16 protein-coding genes are annotated in these 16,778 nt (G+C 70.3%); 13 read left to right on the forward strand and 3 right to left on the reverse strand.

The features are described from left to right. Window positions 1-23 precede the first annotated feature (23 nt). From rimO to ACFYSH_RS17180, 7 genes are all read left to right on the forward strand, one after another. Window positions 24-1,502 carry a 30S ribosomal protein S12 methylthiotransferase RimO gene (gene rimO, locus ACFYSH_RS17150; RefSeq protein WP_359478965.1) on the forward strand — a complete coding sequence of 493 codons (1,479 nt, stop codon included), beginning with the start codon at window positions 24-26 and terminating at the stop codon, window positions 1,500-1,502. Continuing rightward, window positions 1,499-2,317 (forward strand): CDP-diacylglycerol--glycerol-3-phosphate 3-phosphatidyltransferase, encoded by an 819-nt coding sequence (gene pgsA / locus ACFYSH_RS17155; protein ID WP_359478962.1) that lies wholly within the window; start codon window positions 1,499-1,501, stop codon window positions 2,315-2,317. Before rimO ends, pgsA begins: the two co-directional genes overlap by 4 nt. Further along, complete coding sequence (locus ACFYSH_RS17160; protein ID WP_359478954.1) at window positions 2,317-2,826, forward strand: nicotinamide-nucleotide amidohydrolase family protein; 510 nt, start codon at window positions 2,317-2,319, stop codon at window positions 2,824-2,826. Before pgsA ends, ACFYSH_RS17160 begins: the two co-directional genes overlap by 1 nt. Before the next feature lie 109 nt (window positions 2,827-2,935). Further along, window positions 2,936-3,319, forward strand: a complete 384-nt coding sequence (locus ACFYSH_RS17165; RefSeq protein ID WP_359478951.1) for a helix-turn-helix transcriptional regulator — start codon at window positions 2,936-2,938, stop codon at window positions 3,317-3,319. Between the two features lie 227 nt (window positions 3,320-3,546). After that, the gene (locus ACFYSH_RS17170; protein WP_359478948.1) at window positions 3,547-4,017 is read left to right on the forward strand and encodes a DNA starvation/stationary phase protection protein; all 471 of its coding nucleotides are present in this window, start codon (window positions 3,547-3,549) and stop codon (window positions 4,015-4,017) included. Window positions 4,018-4,113: 96 nt separating this feature from the next. After that, window positions 4,114-4,305 carry a CsbD family protein gene (locus ACFYSH_RS17175; RefSeq protein WP_388753342.1) on the forward strand — a complete coding sequence of 64 codons (192 nt, stop codon included), beginning with the start codon at window positions 4,114-4,116 and terminating at the stop codon, window positions 4,303-4,305. Between the two features lie 463 nt (window positions 4,306-4,768). Further along, complete coding sequence (locus tag ACFYSH_RS17180) at window positions 4,769-4,987, forward strand: hypothetical protein (RefSeq protein WP_359466170.1); 219 nt, start codon at window positions 4,769-4,771, stop codon at window positions 4,985-4,987. A gap of 190 nt (window positions 4,988-5,177) precedes the next feature. Here the strand turns inward: ACFYSH_RS17180 and ACFYSH_RS17185 are convergent, their stop codons facing one another. Both ACFYSH_RS17185 and ACFYSH_RS17190 read right to left on the reverse strand, forming a co-directional pair. Then, window positions 5,178-5,984 carry a DNA-formamidopyrimidine glycosylase family protein gene (locus ACFYSH_RS17185; RefSeq protein WP_359466168.1) on the reverse strand — a complete coding sequence of 269 codons (807 nt, stop codon included), beginning with the start codon at window positions 5,982-5,984 and terminating at the stop codon, window positions 5,178-5,180. A 94-nt stretch (window positions 5,985-6,078) separates the two neighbouring features. Continuing rightward, complete coding sequence (locus tag ACFYSH_RS17190) at window positions 6,079-10,794, reverse strand: DEAD/DEAH box helicase (protein ID WP_359466167.1); 4,716 nt, start codon at window positions 10,792-10,794, stop codon at window positions 6,079-6,081. A gap of 103 nt (window positions 10,795-10,897) precedes the next feature. On the opposite strand from ACFYSH_RS17190, the gene ACFYSH_RS17195 reads away from it, so the two are divergent. From ACFYSH_RS17195 to ACFYSH_RS17205, 3 genes are read left to right on the forward strand one after another with little or no spacing between them, the layout of a single operon-like run. After that, on the forward strand, window positions 10,898-11,761 hold the full coding sequence (locus ACFYSH_RS17195) for an AraC family transcriptional regulator (protein WP_359466165.1): 864 nt from the start codon (window positions 10,898-10,900) through the stop codon (window positions 11,759-11,761). Between the two features lie 10 nt (window positions 11,762-11,771). Continuing rightward, complete coding sequence (locus tag ACFYSH_RS17200) at window positions 11,772-12,551, forward strand: AzlC family ABC transporter permease (protein WP_359466164.1); 780 nt, start codon at window positions 11,772-11,774, stop codon at window positions 12,549-12,551. Beyond that, entirely contained in the window at window positions 12,548-12,853 is a 306-nt protein-coding gene (locus tag ACFYSH_RS17205) for an AzlD domain-containing protein (RefSeq protein WP_359466163.1), read from the forward strand. Before ACFYSH_RS17200 ends, ACFYSH_RS17205 begins: the two co-directional genes overlap by 4 nt. 11 nt (window positions 12,854-12,864) lie before the next feature. Here ACFYSH_RS17205 and ACFYSH_RS17210 read toward each other — a convergent pair whose 3' ends face one another. Next, window positions 12,865-13,779, reverse strand: coding sequence for a hypothetical protein (locus tag ACFYSH_RS17210; RefSeq protein WP_359466162.1), 915 nt, complete (start codon window positions 13,777-13,779; stop codon window positions 12,865-12,867). Window positions 13,780-13,858: 79 nt separating this feature from the next. On the opposite strand from ACFYSH_RS17210, the gene ACFYSH_RS17215 reads away from it, so the two are divergent. From ACFYSH_RS17215 to recA, 3 genes are all read left to right on the forward strand, one after another. After that, entirely contained in the window at window positions 13,859-14,053 is a 195-nt protein-coding gene (locus tag ACFYSH_RS17215) for a DUF3046 domain-containing protein (RefSeq protein ID WP_099176446.1), read from the forward strand. Between the two features lie 207 nt (window positions 14,054-14,260). Next, complete coding sequence (locus ACFYSH_RS17220) at window positions 14,261-15,409, forward strand: AI-2E family transporter (RefSeq protein ID WP_359466183.1); 1,149 nt, start codon at window positions 14,261-14,263, stop codon at window positions 15,407-15,409. Window positions 15,410-15,651: 242 nt separating this feature from the next. After that, the gene (recA, locus tag ACFYSH_RS17225; RefSeq protein WP_359466160.1) at window positions 15,652-16,776 is read left to right on the forward strand and encodes a recombinase RecA; all 1,125 of its coding nucleotides are present in this window, start codon (window positions 15,652-15,654) and stop codon (window positions 16,774-16,776) included. Window positions 16,777-16,778 lie beyond the last annotated feature (2 nt).

Consider the following 16,778-nt stretch of genomic DNA (forward strand, 5'->3'; position numbering starts at 1 on the left):
CGGGACAAAGTAGTCTTGAGCCCATGCCCGAACGCCGTACCGTCGCCCTTGTCACTCTCGGCTGCGCCCGTAACGAGGTGGACTCGGAGGAGCTTGCAGGCCGCTTGGCAGCGGACGGCTGGGAGCTCGTCGAGAACGCCACGGACGCGGATGTCGCCGTCGTCAACACCTGTGGGTTCGTCGAGGCCGCCAAGAAGGACTCCGTCGACGCCCTGCTCGAAGCCAACGATCTCAAGGATCATGGCAGAACCCAGGCCGTTGTGGCCGTCGGCTGTATGGCCGAGCGCTACGGCAAGGACCTGGCCGAGGCACTGCCCGAAGCGGACGGAGTCCTCGGATTCGACGACTACGCCGACATCTCCGACCGTCTGCAGACCATCCTCAACGGTGGCATCCACGCTTCCCACACCCCGCGCGACCGGCGCAAGCTGCTGCCGATCAGCCCGGCCGAGCGGCAGGACGCCGCCGTCGCGCTGCCGGGACACTCCCAGGAGATCGCGCCGGCCCCCGCAGACCTGCCGGAAGGCGTCGCGCCGGTCTCCGGGCCGCGAGCCCCTCTGCGCCGCAGGCTGGGGACCAGTCCGGTCGCCTCGGTGAAGCTCGCCTCGGGCTGCGACCGGCGCTGCTCCTTCTGCGCCATCCCGTCCTTCCGCGGCTCGTTCATCTCGCGGCGCCCCTCCGACGTACTCGGCGAAACCCGCTGGCTCGCCGAGCAGGGCGTCAAGGAGGTCATGCTCGTCTCCGAGAACAACACCTCGTACGGCAAGGACCTCGGGGACATCAGGCTGCTGGAGACCCTGCTGCCCGAGCTCGCCGAAGTCGACGGCATCGAGCGGATCCGCGTCAGCTACCTGCAGCCTGCCGAGATGCGGCCGGGGCTGATCGACGTACTCACCTCGACGCCCAAGGTCGCTCCCTACTTCGACCTGTCGTTCCAGCACTCCGCCCCCGGGGTCCTGCGCGCGATGCGTCGATTCGGTGACACGGACCGTTTCCTCGAACTCCTCGACACCATTCGGACGAAGGCGCCGCAGGCCGGTGCGCGGTCGAACTTCATCGTGGGATTCCCCGGGGAGACCGAGGCCGATCTCGCCGAGCTGGAACGCTTCCTCACCGGCGCGCGTCTGGACGCCATCGGGGTCTTCGGCTACTCCGACGAGGAGGGCACCGAGGCGGTCGGTTACGAGAACAAGCTGGACGCCGACGTCATCGCGGAGCGCCTCGCGCACATCTCGCAACTCGCGGAGGAGCTGACCTCTCAGCGGGCCGAGGAGCGGGTCGGCGAGACGCTTCAGGTGCTCGTCGAGTCCGTGGAGTCCGACGAGGACGGACCCGTGGCGGTGGGCCGAGCCGCACACCAGGCGCCGGAAACGGACGGCCAGGTCGTCTTCACCGCACGCGAAGGCCTCGTGCCGGGCCGTATGGTCGAAGCCAAGGCAGTGGGCACCGAGGGAGTGGACCTCGTGGCCGAACACCACGAGCTTGCGGAGGCGGCCAGATGACGGGAGCCCCGGCGACCGCGGCAGGCGGCTCCGGCGCGACGCCGGCGCCCCGCAGCGGCAAGCTGGGTGCGGCGGCCGTCAACCAGGCCGGCCTGTGGAACATCGCGAACATCCTCACGATGGTCCGGCTGCTGCTCGTCCCGGGCTTCGTCATGCTCCTGCTGCACGACGGCGGCTACGACCCGGTCTGGCGGGCGTTCGCCTGGGCGGCCTTCGCCGTCGCGATGATCACCGATGTCTTCGACGGCCATCTGGCGCGCACGTACAACCTGGTCACCGATTTCGGGAAGATCGCCGACCCGATCGCCGACAAGGCGATCATGGGAGCGGCACTGATCTGTCTGTCCTCGCTCGGTGACCTCCCGTGGTGGATCACCGGCGTGATCCTGTTCCGCGAGCTCGGCATCACGCTCATGCGTTTCTGGGTCATCCGGCACTCGGTGATCCCGGCCAGCCGCGGCGGGAAGATGAAGACCCTGGCCCAGGGCATCGCTGTGGGCATGTACGTTCTGGCACTGACGGGCCCCCTGGCCACCCTGCGCTTCTGGGTGATGATGGCCGCCGTCGTGCTGACGGTCGTCACCGGTCTCGACTACGTGCGCCAGGCCGTCGTGCTGCGCCGCCGCGGGCTCGCGGCCGGACGAGCCGCGGCCGTCGCGGCGGTCGCGGCGGCAGTGGACGTGGAGGACGCCGCCGAGCGGCGCGCCACGGACGAAGTGGGCGCGGCGGCCGAAGGCGCGGCCGTGGAGTCCGCCGGGGAACCGGTCGGGGACCGTGTGGCGGGCAGCAGGGGCGCTGCGGAGGCGGAGCGGTGATGTCCGCGGCGGCCCAAGTGCTGCGGCGGCTTCGGGAGCGCGGTGAGACGCTCGGTGTCGCCGAATCCCTCACCGGTGGCCTGGTGGCGGCCGAGCTGACTTCCGTGCCGGGAGCCTCGCAGGGCTTCCGCGGGTCTGTCACGGCCTACGCCACACCCTTGAAGCGGGACGTGCTGGGTGTCGACGGTGAGCTGCTGGCCGCGCGCGGAGCGGTGGACCCGGAGGTCGCCCAGGCGATGGCCGCCGGTGTGCGCCGGGTCCTCGGTGCGGACTGGGGCGTCTCGACCACCGGGGTCGCGGGCCCGGAGCCGCAGGACGGCAAGCCCGTCGGGACGGTTTTCATAGCCGTTTCCGGGCCGGGCGGTGTACGGAAAGAGGCCGAGCTGCGGTTGAACGGCGGGCGGGCGGACATCCGTAAGGAGACTGTGCGGAGCCTGCTCGAGCTGCTCTCCGGCGAACTCGGCGAAAATGTGAGGGCACAGAATACGGAACAGAACGTGGGGAATTGATGTTTGCAGCCCTGAGAGAACACGACATCACTCCCCGCACGGCCGCGGCGCAAGGCGGTACGGTGGGGCGTGAAGGATGCGGCTACGCGGTCCGAGGAGGGAGCCACCGATGATTCTGCTCCGTCGCCTGCTTGGTGACGTGCTGCGTCGGCAGCGCCAGCGCCAAGGCCGTACTCTGCGCGAAGTCTCCTCGTCCGCCCGAGTCTCGCTCGGCTATCTCTCCGAGGTGGAGCGGGGGCAGAAGGAGGCATCCTCCGAACTGCTCTCCGCCATTTGCGACGCGCTGGACGTACGGATGTCCGAGCTCATGCGAGAAGTGAGCGATGAACTCTCGCTGGCCGAGCTGGCCGAGTCGGCAGCAGCCAGTGATGCGGTGCCTGCGCCGGTGCGCCCGATGCTCAATTCCGTCTCTGTCGCGTCGGTCGCCGGCGTACCGACGGGACGGGTGACCATCAAGGCGCCCGCAGAAGCGGTGGACGTCGTCGCCGCCTGACCGCGTGGTTCCGTGCTGAACGAAGCCCCGGTCGGCCCTCCTGGGCCGGCCGGGGCTTTCGAGTGCCGCGGTGTGTGCGACGCCTTTCGCGGGGCAGGCGCGGGGTGAGGCCGGGCGACGGTTCACGGAGATGATCCTTCGGGACAGTCACCCGTATGACCGTTTTGCTCCATATGTGACATGGTGGACAGATGGTAGGCCGAACAGCTATCTGAACGGAGAAGTGCATGTCTGTCGTGAAGAGCGCCTTGTCCGATGGCGACCGCAAGGTCGTGGGAGACGCGCTGCAAGGCGCCCTGGTCGACCTGGTCGACCTCTCCCTGGTGGCCAAGCAGGTCCACTGGAACGTGGTCGGCCCGCGCTTCCGCTCCGTGCACCTTCAGCTCGACGAGGTCGTGGACACGGCGCGGCAGCACTCGGACACGGTGGCGGAGAGGGCTTCCGCGGTCGGCGTCAACCCGGACGGCCGGTCCCGGACGCTCGCCAAGACCACTGCCATCGATTCCGTGCCTGACGGCTGGATCAAGGACGTGGACGCGGTACGGGTTCTCGTCGACGCCCTCCGCGTGGTCATCGACCGTATGCGGGAGCGGATCGAGGCGACCGACGAGCCGGACCCCATCAGCCAGGACATCCTGATCACCCTTACTGCGGATCTTGAGAAGCACGCGTGGATGTTCCAGGCGGAGAGTGCCTGAAAGCTCCGGGCCGTGCGTGCCTGAGAGCGTTCCAGGCTGTGCGTGTCTGGGTGCACACGCGAGGAACTCGAGAGCGAACGCGAGGAAGGAGTCACCGTGACGGACAAGAAGGCCATGGACAAGCTCAAGGGCAAGGCCAAGGAAGCGACCGGCAAGGTGACCGGCGACCGCCGCAAGGAAGCCGAAGGCAAGTCCGACCAGGCCAAGGCCAAGACGGAGGAAACCTTGGGTGCGACCGGCGACCGCGCCAAGGGCATGAAGGACTCCCTCACCGACGACGACAGGTAGGGAGAGCGCCCACCCGGTACCCCCGGCGGATTCGATGAATCCCGGGGGCACCGGCATGTCCGGGGCCGTGGCGCGTCAGCGCTCGGCGTTCCGGTACGTGGGATGCAGCCGAAGCGGAGCCGGGGGAAACTGCGGGGGACGGTTGTGGACCCCCCGACTCCCGACGGTTGGTCCGAAGGGAGGGCACGCAGTGGCGTCCCCGTCGGCAGGTCGCACGCCGGTAGTGCGCCGATGCGCCCTGCCGCCAGGAGATCGTGCCGTACTAGGGCGTGTTTCGAAAGTAGCGCCGTCCGCCCGAAGGGCGGGCCTGGCGGCGTCTGGTGCGTGCGATCGCAAGGCGGAGGGTCGCCCCGATACTGGATGTATCGGGGTGATCCCGACAACGCGGCGAGCGTGCGTGCCAGGCGTCGCCAGGCAGGCGGGACTTTCGAAACACGCCCTAGCGTCGGCGGAGGAGGCAGCCATGGTGTGGCGATGGGTCTTGGCGCTCGTCATCGGTGGCCTGTGGTGGTGGGCCGTGCTCCGGCTGCTGGTGCGGCCGGAGCACGCCGGGCTGATCGAGGGCGCGGTGGCGGCCGGCGGATGGGGGCTGAGCCTCCTGCCCGTACACGTGTCCTCCGCGGTGCGGCCGGAGCGAGGTGCCGAGAGGAGCGAGGCCACCCGGTCGGACATATCCACCTGAGGGCTGTTCGGTGATTCCTGGTGGATCAGCGCCCGGAGTCGGGTGAGGGGCGTCGCACGGCGGAAGGACGTCCGCATACCGGCTGCGGGCGCCCGGCGGCGCGGCCAGGTGTCGTAGCTGTTGTCGTGCGCCCGCAGCGGATCACGGTCCGGCATGCGGGCCGCTCCGGCTCGGTGGGCAGGACCAGCTCTCAGCCGGTGGGTCCGGACTGGCAGTGCGGGCACCAGTAGGCGGGGCGGTCGTCGCGGTCCGCCAGACGGATGGGTGTGCGGCAGCGTAGGCAGGGGCGGCCGGCCCGTCCGTAGACGAAGAAACGCTCCGGTGTGCGGCTGCGGGACATGGCCTGGGTCGCAGCGGTCGTGGTTCGTACCGGCCGGTCGCGGTTGGCCTCCAGGAGCTGCTTGGCGGTGCCGACCAGGCGGGTGGCGACGGGCAGGGGCAGCTCGCCCACGGGAAGCCAGGGCGTCGCTCGGGCCATGAAACACAGCTCGCACATGTAGACATTGCCGACCCCGGCCAGGTTGCGCTGGTCCAGGAGTGCGTCACCGAGGCGCCGTCCAGGATCGGCGAGCAGATTGGTCAGAGCGGTGTCCGGATCCCAGTCGGGCCCCAGCAGGTCCGGGCCGAGATGGCCGACGACCTGATCCTCGTCCTCGGTACGGAGCAACTCGAGGACGGGCAGGCGGTAGCCGACGGCGGTGTGCTCCGCCGTGGCGAGGACGGCGCGGATCTGGTGCGCGGGGCCGCCTCGCCAGCGCTCGCCGTGATGGAAGACGCGCCAGGCGCCGTCCATGCGCAGATGGCTGTGGAGGCTGAGGCCGCCCTGGAACCTGGTGAGCAGGTGCTTGCCGCGCGACGTGACGCCCAGCACGGTTCGCCCGGTCAGGTCGGCTGTGGCGAACCGCGGGACGCGCAGGTCGAAAGCCGTCAGTACCCGACCGGCGAGTACCGTGTCGAGACGACGGGCGGTCTGCAGGACGGTGTCACCTTCGGGCATGCATCCATGATGCGCGTACCTGGCTGCGCGTGGTGGCGCGGCCGTTCCGCCGGTGTCCTCCAGCCGCGCAGCCGTCCTGGGACCGCTGCCGTCCTCAGGCGCGCAGCCGTAGACCTCGCGGCGTGGCGAGGAAGCCGGCTCCCTCCAGAGTGCGGCCCAGCGGCGAGGTGAGCGCGGAGACGCCGTTGGTGCGCTCCACCGTGACCGTGCCGAGCGTCCCCGCGCGGGCCGCCGACGCGAGCGCCGCCGCTGCGGCGTGCAGAGCCGGATCGGCAGGCTCGGTGGGCCAGGCGAGAAGGGACTTGCCGCCGCGCTCCATGTACAGCGTCAGCTCGCCGTCCACCAGGACCACCAGTGCGCCTGCCTTGCGCCCCGGCTTGTGTCCCGCCCCGTCCGGGGACTCGGGCCAGGGCAGGGCGGCACCGTACGCGTTGGCTGGGTCCGCCGCCGCGAGGACCAGCGCGTGCGGAGTGGCGCCGGGGTCCGAGCGGTCGCGTGCGGTGGAGGCCGCCCTGAGCCGGTCCACAGCACCGTCCATGGCGAACTGGGCCGCTCCCAGTCCCTCGACGACATAGCCACGGCGGGCCTGCCCGCTGTCCTCGAAGGCGGCGAGGATGCGATAGACCGCCGAGAACCCGCCCTCCACGCCTTCGGCCTGCACCGCACCGCGGGTCACCACACCATGTCGGTCGAGGAGCGTCCGGGCCAGAGCATGCGCGCGATGGGTCGGCTCGGGCTCGACCGGGGGCAACAGCGACCAGCGGCCCGACACGGTCGGCGGACCGGTGCGCGACGCGGGACGGGCGGCAGCGGTCAGCGACCCGTAACGGCCGCGCGGCACATTGCGTCTCGCGCGGTGTGCGGTGGAGCCGGCCGTGCGCCCTGAGCCCAGGAGCGCACGCAAGGGGGCGAGCGTGTCGTTGGTGAGCCGACCGGACCAGACCAGGTCCCAGAGGGCGTCGGCCAGCCGCGGATCGGCGCAGTCCGGGTGGGTGGTGGCCCGGACCTGATCGGCGATCTGCCGGAAGAAGAGCCCGTACCCGCCGGAAAGGACGGTGAGAACCGACTCGTGCAACGCGGTCTCCTCCAGCGGGTGGGGCGGTGGGAGGAGCAGAGGCGCACTGTCGGCCGGATAGACGGAGAGCCAGCCGTCCTTTCCCGGGAGGGCGCCCGCGCCCGCCCAGACGACCTCGCCGGTGGTGGTGAGCTCGTCGAGCATCGCGGGGGTGTACCCCGCGACCCGGCTCGGCAGGATCAGCTTCTCCAGGGCGGACGCGGGGACCGGGGCGCCCTGCAACTGCTCGATGGCGCGGGCCAGCCCGTCGATCCCGCGCAGACTGTTGTCGCCGAGGTGCTGCCACTGGGGGAGGAAACCGGCCAGCGCGGCGGGCGGAACGGGCTCCAGCTCCTGGCGGAGCGAGGCGAGCGAACGGCGGCGCAGCCGTCGCAGGACCGTGGCATCGCACCACTCCTGGCCGATGCCCGCGGGGTGGAACTCGCCCTGGACGACGCGGCCGGACGCGGCCAGCCGCTGCAGCGCCCCGTCCGTGACGGCGGGACCGAGACCGAATCGGCTCGCCGCCTGTGTGGTGGTGAACGGGCCGTGCGTACGGGCGTACCGGGCGAGGAGGTCGCCGAGCGGGTCCTTGACCGGCTCGGTGAACGCCTCGGGGACACCGACAGGAAGCGCGGTGCCGAGTGCGTCGCGCAGCCGGCCCGCGTCCTCCACGGCCGCCCAGTGCGCGACTCCGCCGACGCGGACCTGGATGGCGCGCCGGGCCGTCGCCAGCTCCGGTGCCCATGCCGGCTCCGCGCCACGCTCCGCCAGTTCGGCTTCGGTGAGGGGGCCGAGGACGCGCAGGAGATCGGCTACTCCCTCGACGTCCTTGATCTTCCTGTCGTCGGTCAGCCACTGAAGCTCCCGCTCCAGCTCACCCAGGACGTCGGCGTCGAGCAGCTCGCGCAGCTCCGCCTGGCCGAGGAGCTCGGCCAGAAGATGGGAGTCGAGCGAAAGGGCTGCCGCCCGCCGCTCGGCGAGGGGCGAATCGCCCTCGTACAGGAACTGCGCGACGTAACCGAAGAGGAGCGAGCGGGCGAACGGCGAAGGCTCGGTCGTGGTCACCTCGACCAGACGGACGCGGCGCGCCTCCAAGTCGCCCATGAGCTCGGTGAGGCCGGGAACATCGAAGACGTCCTGCAGACATTCACGGACGGCTTCGAGGACGATCGGGAACGAGCCGAACTCGGAGGCCACCTGCAGCAGCTGGGACGCGCGCTGGCGCTGTTGCCACAGCGGGGTGCGCTTTCCAGGGCTGCGCCGGGGCAACAGCAGGGCCCGTGCGGCGCATTCGCGGAACCGGGATGCGAACAGGGCCGACCCACCGACCTGTTCGGTGACGACCTGGCTGATCTCACCCTTGTCGAACACCACATCGGTGGCCCCGACGGGGGGCTGCTCGCTGTCGTATCCGGCGGTGGGGAAACCGGGGGCGGCAGCGGCGCTTCCGTGGTCGCCGTCGGCCCCACCGGGTCCGTCCGCCCGCACCGGATCGAAGTCGAGGAGGTCGAGGCCCATCAGATCGGCGTCGGGCAACCGCAGCACGATGCCGTCGTCCGCGTGCATGACCTGTGCGTCCATGCCGTACCGCTCACCCAGCCGGGCGGACAGGGCGAGTGCCCAGGGGGCGTGCACCTGGGCGCCGAACGGCGAATGCACCACGATGCGCCAGTCGCCCAGCTCGTCACGGAACCTTTCGACCAGGACCGTGCGGTCGTCGGGGACATGGCCGCAGGCCCGGCGCTGCTCGTCGAGGTAGGACAGGATGTTGTCCGCCGCCCAGGCATCGAGCCCGGCGGTGAGCAGCCGCAGCCGGGCGTCCTCGGCCGACAGCCCGCCGAGCTCCCGGAGGAACGCGCCCAGCGCCCGGCCCAGCTCCAGCGGGCGGCCCAACTGGTCGCCCTTCCAGAACGGCAGTCGGCCCGGAACTCCGGGAGCGGGCGAGACCAGGACCCTGTCCCTGGTGATGTCCTCGATCCGCCAGGACGTGGTGCCCAGCGTGAAGACATCGCCGACCCGGGACTCGTAGACCATCTCCTCGTCCAGCTCACCGACGCGTCCGCCACCCTTCTTCGGGTCCGCGCCGGCCAGGAAGACACCGAAGAGCCCGCGGTCGGGAATGGTGCCGCCCGAGGTGACGGCGAGCCGCTGGGCACCGGGGCGGCCCGTGACCGTACCGGTCACGCGGTCCCACACCACACGGGGCCGCAGCTCCGCGAAAGCGTCGGACGGATAGCGTCCGGCGAGCATGTCGAGCACGGCGGTGAACGCCGATTCCGGAAGCGAGGCGAAGGGGGCTGCCCGGCGGGCGAGGGCGAGCAGGTCGTCGGCCTGCCAGCTGTCGAGCGCGACCGTGGCGACGATCTGCTGGGCGAGCACGTCCAAGGGGTTGGACGGGATCCGCAGAGCCTCGATGGAGCCCTCACGCATCCGCTCGGTGACGACGGCCGCCTGCACCAGGTCGCCGCGGTACTTGGGGAAGACCACACCGGTGGACACGGCGCCCACCTGGTGCCCGGCGCGCCCCACCCGCTGCAGCCCCGACGCCACGGACGGCGGCGACTCGACCTGGATCACCAGGTCGACCGCGCCCATGTCGATGCCCAACTCCAGGCTGGAGGTGGCCACCACGGCGGGCAGCCGACCCGCCTTGAGGTCCTCCTCGACCTGGGAGCGCTGCTCCTTGGACACCGAGCCGTGGTGCGCGCGGGCGAGAACGGGCGGCGCCCCTTTCGCGGCCCCCGACTGGGCCATGATCTCGGCGGGGGAGTGAGCCTCGGGGAGGGGTTCGCCGGCCTGGGGAGCCTCCTCGAACGCGGCGCCGGTCGCCCGCTCGTAGGCGATCTCGTTCAGCCGGTTGCACAGGCGCTCCGCCAGACGCCGGGAATTGGCGAAGACGATCGTGGAGCGGTGCGACTGCACGAGATCGGCGATCCGCTCCTCGACGTGCGGCCAGATCGACGGCTTCTCCGCCTGGCCACCCTCGTCACCCGTGGCGGGGGAACCGCCCAGTTCGCCGAGATCCTCCACCGGGACCACGACGGAGAGGTCGAACTCCTTGGTTGACGGAGGCTGGACGATCTCCACCCGCCGCTGCGGCGACAGGAACCTGGCGACCTCGTCGACCGGGCGGACGGTCGCCGACAGGCCGATGCGCCGCGCGGGCCGTGGCAACAGCTCGTCCAGACGCTCCAGGGACACGGCGAGATGGGCACCGCGTTTGGTGCCCGCGACGGCATGCACCTCGTCCACGATCACCGTCTCGACCCCGGCCAGCGCTTCCCGGGCCGAGGAGGTGAGCATCAGGAACAGCGATTCGGGGGTCGTGATCAGGATGTCCGGAGGCTTCGTCGCCATCGACCGGCGCTCGGCCGGAGGGGTGTCGCCGGAACGGATCCCGACCCGTACCTCCGGCTCTGGCAGGCCCAGGCGCACGGACTCCTGACGGATCCCGGTCAGCGGTGAACGCAGGTTCCGCTCCACATCGACGGCGAGCGCCTTCATCGGTGACACGTACAGCACCCGGCAGCGCTTCTTCGCCTCGGCAGGCGGCGGGACAGCCGCGAGCCGGTCCAGGGAGGCGAGAAAGGCAGCGAGCGTCTTGCCCGATCCGGTCGGTGCGACGACCAGCACGTCCGAGCCCTCACCGATGGCCCGCCAGGCGCCCTCCTGCGCCGCGGTGGGCGCGGCGAAGGCAGCCGTGAACCAACTGCGGGTCGCGGGCGAGAACGAGTCGAGTGCGGAACCTGCCATGCCCCCCATCGTGCACCCCGCCACTGACAACAGCCGGTGGACGTGCCCGTCGCTCGTCTTCCCGGACATCGGTCATCTGTCCGGACCTGGGAGGATACGAGGTATGGCGGAGGTCGACACGACGCAGGAATGGGCGCGGCACTGGCAGTACGCGGAGCTGCCCGACCTCGATCTGCTGCGGGCCCGGTACGTCCGTCACGCCTTTCCGCGCCACAGCCACGAGGGGCATGTCCTCGCCACGATCACGAGCGGTGTCGAGCACGTCGGTCTCCCCGGCAGCACTCTGCACGCCGGGCCGGGCACCGTCGTCATGATCAACCCGGAAGTTCCGCACACCGCTCGTGCCGGGGTGCCCGAAGGATGGGTGTACGCCACGCTCTACCCCTCCGCCCAGGTGATCAACGACATCGCGGCCGACCTGACGGGTCTGCGAGGCACGGTCGGCTTCACCGAGAGCAGCGTGCTGGACCCGTATCCGGCCAGGCTGATCACCGAAGTCCACCGGGCCGCCGAAGAAGGCAACGCCCTGGCCGCCGACAGTGTGCTGCGCGTCCTGGTCGCCCGGCTGCTCGACCGTCACGGCAGCGTGCTGCAGGCCAGGGCGTCGCACTTCGCCGGCGGCCGTGACGCGGCCCGCGCGCGGGCCGTACTGGAGGAGCGGATGGAACGGCCGCCGACCTTGGAGGCGCTCGCGACCGAGCTGGGCACCAGCCCGTTCGCACTGCTGCGGGCCTTCAAGAAGCAGTACGGCATGCCCCCGCACACCTGGCTCACCGACGCGCGGGTACGCCGTGCGCGGCGCATGCTCGACGCGGGGACCGCACCCGCCGAGGCCGCGGCCGCCGTCGGCTTCACCGACCAGCCCCATCTCAACCGCCACTTCACCCGCATCGTCGGTGTCCCCCCTGGTGCCTACCGGCGCGAGCGTGCAAGAACGTACAAGACCGGCGGGGACCCTCCCCCGTAGCCTTCCGGGCGTGGCAGAACAGACAGCACCCACTCAGAGCACCGTCGCCGACGAGGCGCAGGGTGTCGGCACGGAGAAGCCGGACTCAGCCGTCGTCCGGGACGCACTCGGCGTGGGCATAGCCGTGGGCCTCTCCGGATTCGCCTTCGGCGTGACCTCGGCAGGCTCCGGACTGACCCTTCTCCAGACGTGCGCGTTGAGTCTCCTCGTCTTCACCGGCGCCTCACAGTTCGCCCTCGTGGGCGCCCTCGCGGCCGGCGGCAACCCCTACACCGCCGCCGCCGGAGCGTTCTTCCTGGGCATCCGCAACGCCTTCTACGGGCTACGGCTGTCACAGCTCCTCGCCCTGCCGCGGGTACTGCGCCCCCTCGCCGCCCAGTGGGTCATCGACGAGACGACCGCCGTCACCCTGCCCCAGCCCGATCGGCGGGCGGCACGCATCGGATTCACCGTCACCGGCCTCACCCTCTACACCCTGTGGAACCTGACCACGCTGATCGGCGCGCTCGGGGCCGAAGCGCTCGGCGACACCGACGCCTGGGGGCTGGACGCAGCCAGCCCGGCCGTGTTCCTAGCCCTTCTCGCGCCGATGCTGAGAAATGCCACCGAGCGCGTCACCGGAGGGCTCGCGGTCCTGCTGGTGCTCGGCCTCCTGCCGGTGCTGCCGGCGGGTGCACCCGTACTGGTGGCCGCGCTGGCAGCTCCGATCGTCCTCTTCCTGAAGGGGCGCGACAAGAGCACAAAGGACGAAACCGTCACCGAAGGCACGATGCCCGGGGAGGACCGATGAACATCTGGATCGCCATCGGGCTCACCGCTGTCGGCTGCTACCTCGCGAAGCTCCTGGGGCTCCTGGTCCCCGCCGGAGTCCTGGAGCGCCCCCTCGTGCAGCGGCTGGCGGCGCTTCTTCCGGTGGCGCTGCTCGCCGCGCTCACCGCCCAGCAGACCTTCGGCGACGGGCAGCAACTGATGCTGGACGCCAGAGCGGCAGGACTCGCCGCAGCGGCAGTCGCCCTGGTCCTGCGGGCTCCCTTCCTGGTCGTCGTCGGCGCCGCCGTCGTGGTCACCGCGCTCACCCGCGCCGTGTTCTGAAACGGGACGGATCAGCGCAGGCTCCGGCCGTGGGCCTGGAGGGTCCGCAGTGCCTTGAGCGTCACGATCGGGCGGCCCTCCAGGGCTGTACCGGGTGCCCACAGACGCCAGGTGACCGGCCAGCCGCCGTCCTCCTGCTGTCCGGCCGCCAGGTGATCCAGGGAACTGTCCATTTCGGCGTCGCTGAACCAGCGGCGGGCCAGCGACCCGGGCGTGCGGGCGTAGTCGTAAGGGAAGTGGTGTTCCCCCGGGGCGTAACCGGGGGCCAGGGGGTATTCCGCGCGGCGCTGCGGGTCGAGCACCACCAGCCGCTGCTCACGTACCAGTTGGCCGAGTCGGTCGGCTGCCGCTTCGGCACGCGTCCGGTCGGGAACGCCGTCCAGGAAGGCGACGGCGGCCTCGACCTCGTACGGGTGGGACTGTTCCAGGGCGTCGACAGCGGCCCAGCAGAAGTCGGTGGCGCGGAACAGCCAGGCATGCCACACCTGGTTACGGTGCAGCAGCCCGACCACCGGGCCCGTCGCCAGCAGTTCGGCGGGCGGGTCGTCGACGACGGGGATGAACGGTGCTGCGGGGTAGCCGCGCTGGGACGGGTGGAGCGCGGGCAGCGCACCTTCCTTGGTCGACACGTCCGTCAGATAGCGGCAGATCCGCTCGACGCGCGGACCACCGCAGCCTCCGATCGAGTCGAGGACGCTCAGCGCATGAGCGGTGTGCAGCGGCTGACTCACCGGGCCGCGGAGATCGGGTTCGAGTGCGTGGCCGTAGCCGCCGTCCTCGTTGCGATAGGCGGCGAGCGCGGTTTCGACGGTGTCCGCGCCTCCCCCCAGGAAGAGATGGGCGAACCGCCGCTGTTCGAGGACGCGTGCGGTGAGCCAGATGAACTGCTCGGCGCGGGCGAGAGGGGTTGCTCCGGTTCCAGCCATGAACAGACCGTAGAGGGGAAGGGCCTTCGGCCGGACCCTCCTGGCCAGGCTGCACTCTCAGGAGCGGGATACTGAGGTCATGCGGTTGACGATTTTCTGGGAACGGATGGCGGACCACTTCGGCGAGACGTACGCCGACTCCTTCGCACGCGATCACGTCATGGCGGAGCTCGGCGGCCGTACGGTCCACGAGGCCCTGGCCGCGGGCTGGGAGGCCAAGGACGTCTGGCGCGGGGTCTGCTCAGCGGTCGGCGTGCCTCCGGACAAGCGCTGAGCGACGCGACACCGCCCGCTGGAACCACCGCGTCACCTGGGTCGTCCGAGCCGGGCGCAGACGGGCGGGCGTCCGGTTGTCATCGCGGTGAGCGAGACTTGTCCCGTGGCACCGACAGACGAGACCGCCCAGACCCAGCCGCCCGCCTCGCCGCCCGTCCCGCCGGCCGCACCACCGAACCCGCCGCCCGGCACCGGTCCCGTCCGCATGCCCGGCTGGCTGCCGCGCGCGATGGTCATGGCACTCGCGCTCTACGGGTGCTTCCAACTGGGCAGCTGGGCTTTCTACCAGCTCATCGGGCTGCTGACCAACGTCCTCATCGCCTTCTTCCTGGCGCTGGCCATCGAGCCGGCCGTCAGCCGCATGGCCGGGCACGGGATGCGCCGGGGACTCGCCACCTTTCTGGTCTTCCTCGCGGTGCTGGTCGCCGGGGTGGGCTTCGTCGTCCTGCTCGGTTCGATGCTCGCCGGCCAGATCGTCGACATGGTCGACGAATTCCCCAAGTACCTCGACTCGGTGATCGCCTGGGTCAACCAGACCTTCCGGACGGAGCTTTCCCGGGTCGAGGTGCAGGACAGCCTGCTGCACTCCGACTGGTTGCAGAGGTACGTGCAGAACAGTGCGACCGGTGTGCTCGACGTCTCCACGACTGTGCTCGGTGGGCTGTTCCGGCTGTTGATGATCTTCCTGTTCTCGTTCTACTTCGCGGCCGACGGCCCGCGGCTGCGGCGCGCGCTGTGCTCCGTGCTGCCGCCCTCCCGGCAGACCGAGGTGCTGCGCGCCTGGGAGATCGCGGTCGACAAGACCGGTGGCTACATCTACTCGCGTGGACTGATGGCGCTCATCTCGGGCACGGCCCACTACATCCTGCTGGTGGTCCTCGGTGTGCCCTACGCGCCCGCTCTGGCGGTCTGGGTCGGCCTCGTGTCGCAGTTCATCCCCACGATCGGTACGTATCTGGCCGGGGCGCTGCCCATGCTGATCGCCTTCACCGTCGACCCCTGGTACGCGTTGTGGGTCCTCGGCTTCGTCGTGGTCTACCAGCAGTTCGAGAACTACGTGCTGCAGCCGAAGCTCACGTCCAAGACGGTCGACATCCACCCCGCGGTCGCCTTCGGCTCGGTGGTCGCGGGCACCGCGTTGATGGGCGCGGTGGGAGCGCTGATCGCGATTCCTGCCGTGGCGACTCTTCAGGCGTTCCTGGGCGCGTACGTGAAGCGCTACGACGTGATGGACGATCCGAGGGTGCAGGGCGGCCATCGTTGGCGCAGTGGTGCGCCGGTGCTGTCGAGGATGCGCCGCGCGGTGGGGGGCGGCGACAGGGATGGCGGCGACCGGCCGAGCGGTAGTCGGTGACGTCGGTTCAATTGACTTCTTTGCTGTCAATTGCTATAAGCGGCTACCCTCGGTCCTGTCGGCGCGGTGTGGCCCGCTTGACACTGAAATCGAACATCCATTCTCATGGGATTCCGGCCGGGTTTGCCGGGCCCGACCGTGGAGTTGTCCACAGGCCGGGAGGACGTCGAGGCCCATTGTCAGTGGCAGGGGTTAGCGTCTTTGACGTGAAGCGATCGACTCAAGCAAATCGGGTGGAACCCATGGCAGGAACCGACCGCGAGAAGGCGCTGGACGCCGCACTCGCACAGATTGAACGGCAATTCGGCAAGGGCGCTGTGATGCGCCTCGGTGAGCGGCCGAACGAGCCCATCGAGGTGATCCCCACCGGATCCACGGCGCTCGACGTCGCGCTCGGCGTCGGTGGTCTGCCACGCGGCCGCGTGGTGGAGGTGTACGGACCGGAGTCCTCCGGTAAGACGACGCTGACGCTGCACGCCGTGGCGAACGCACAGAAGCTCGGCGGTTCGGTGGCGTTCATCGACGCCGAGCACGCTCTGGACCCCGAGTATGCGAAGAAGCTCGGCGTCGACATCGACAGCCTCATCCTGTCGCAGCCGGACAACGGCGAGCAGGCGCTGGAGATCGTGGACATGCTGGTCCGCTCCGGCGCGCTGGACCTGATCGTCATCGACTCCGTCGCGGCCCTGGTGCCCCGTGCGGAGATCGAGGGTGAGATGGGCGACTCGCACGTGGGTCTGCAGGCCCGTCTGATGAGCCAGGCGCTCCGTAAGATCACCAGCGCGCTCAACCAGTCCAAGACCACCGCCATCTTCATCAACCAGCTCCGCGAGAAGATCGGAGTGATGTTCGGCTCCCCGGAGACCACGACCGGTGGCCGGGCGCTGAAGTTCTACGCCTCGGTGCGTCTGGACATCCGCCGCATCGAGACACTGAAGGACGGCACCGACGCCGTGGGTAACCGCACCCGCGTCAAGGTGGTCAAGAACAAGGTGGCGCCGCCGTTCAAGCAGGCCGAATTCGACATCCTCTACGGCCAGGGCATCAGCCGTGAGGGTGGTCTGATCGACATGGGCGTGGAGCACGGCTTCGTGCGCAAGGCCGGCGCCTGGTACACGTACGAGGGCGACCAGCTCGGCCAGGGCAAGGAGAACTCCCGCAACTTCCTCAAGGACAACCCCGACCTCGCCAACGAGATCGAGAAGAAGATCCTCGACAAGCTCGGCGTCGGTGTCCGCCCGGAGGAAGCGACGGCGGAGCCCGATGCCGCAGCCGCCGCAGGCGCCCCGGCCGACAGTGCGGCCAAGTCGGTACCGGCTCCCGCGACCAAGGCCAAGCCCGCCAAGACCGCAGCCGCCAAGAGCTAGGC

The sequence above is a fragment of the Streptomyces sp. NPDC005791 genome (assembly GCF_042871485.1).
Lineage (GTDB): Bacteria > Actinomycetota > Actinomycetes > Streptomycetales > Streptomycetaceae > Streptomyces.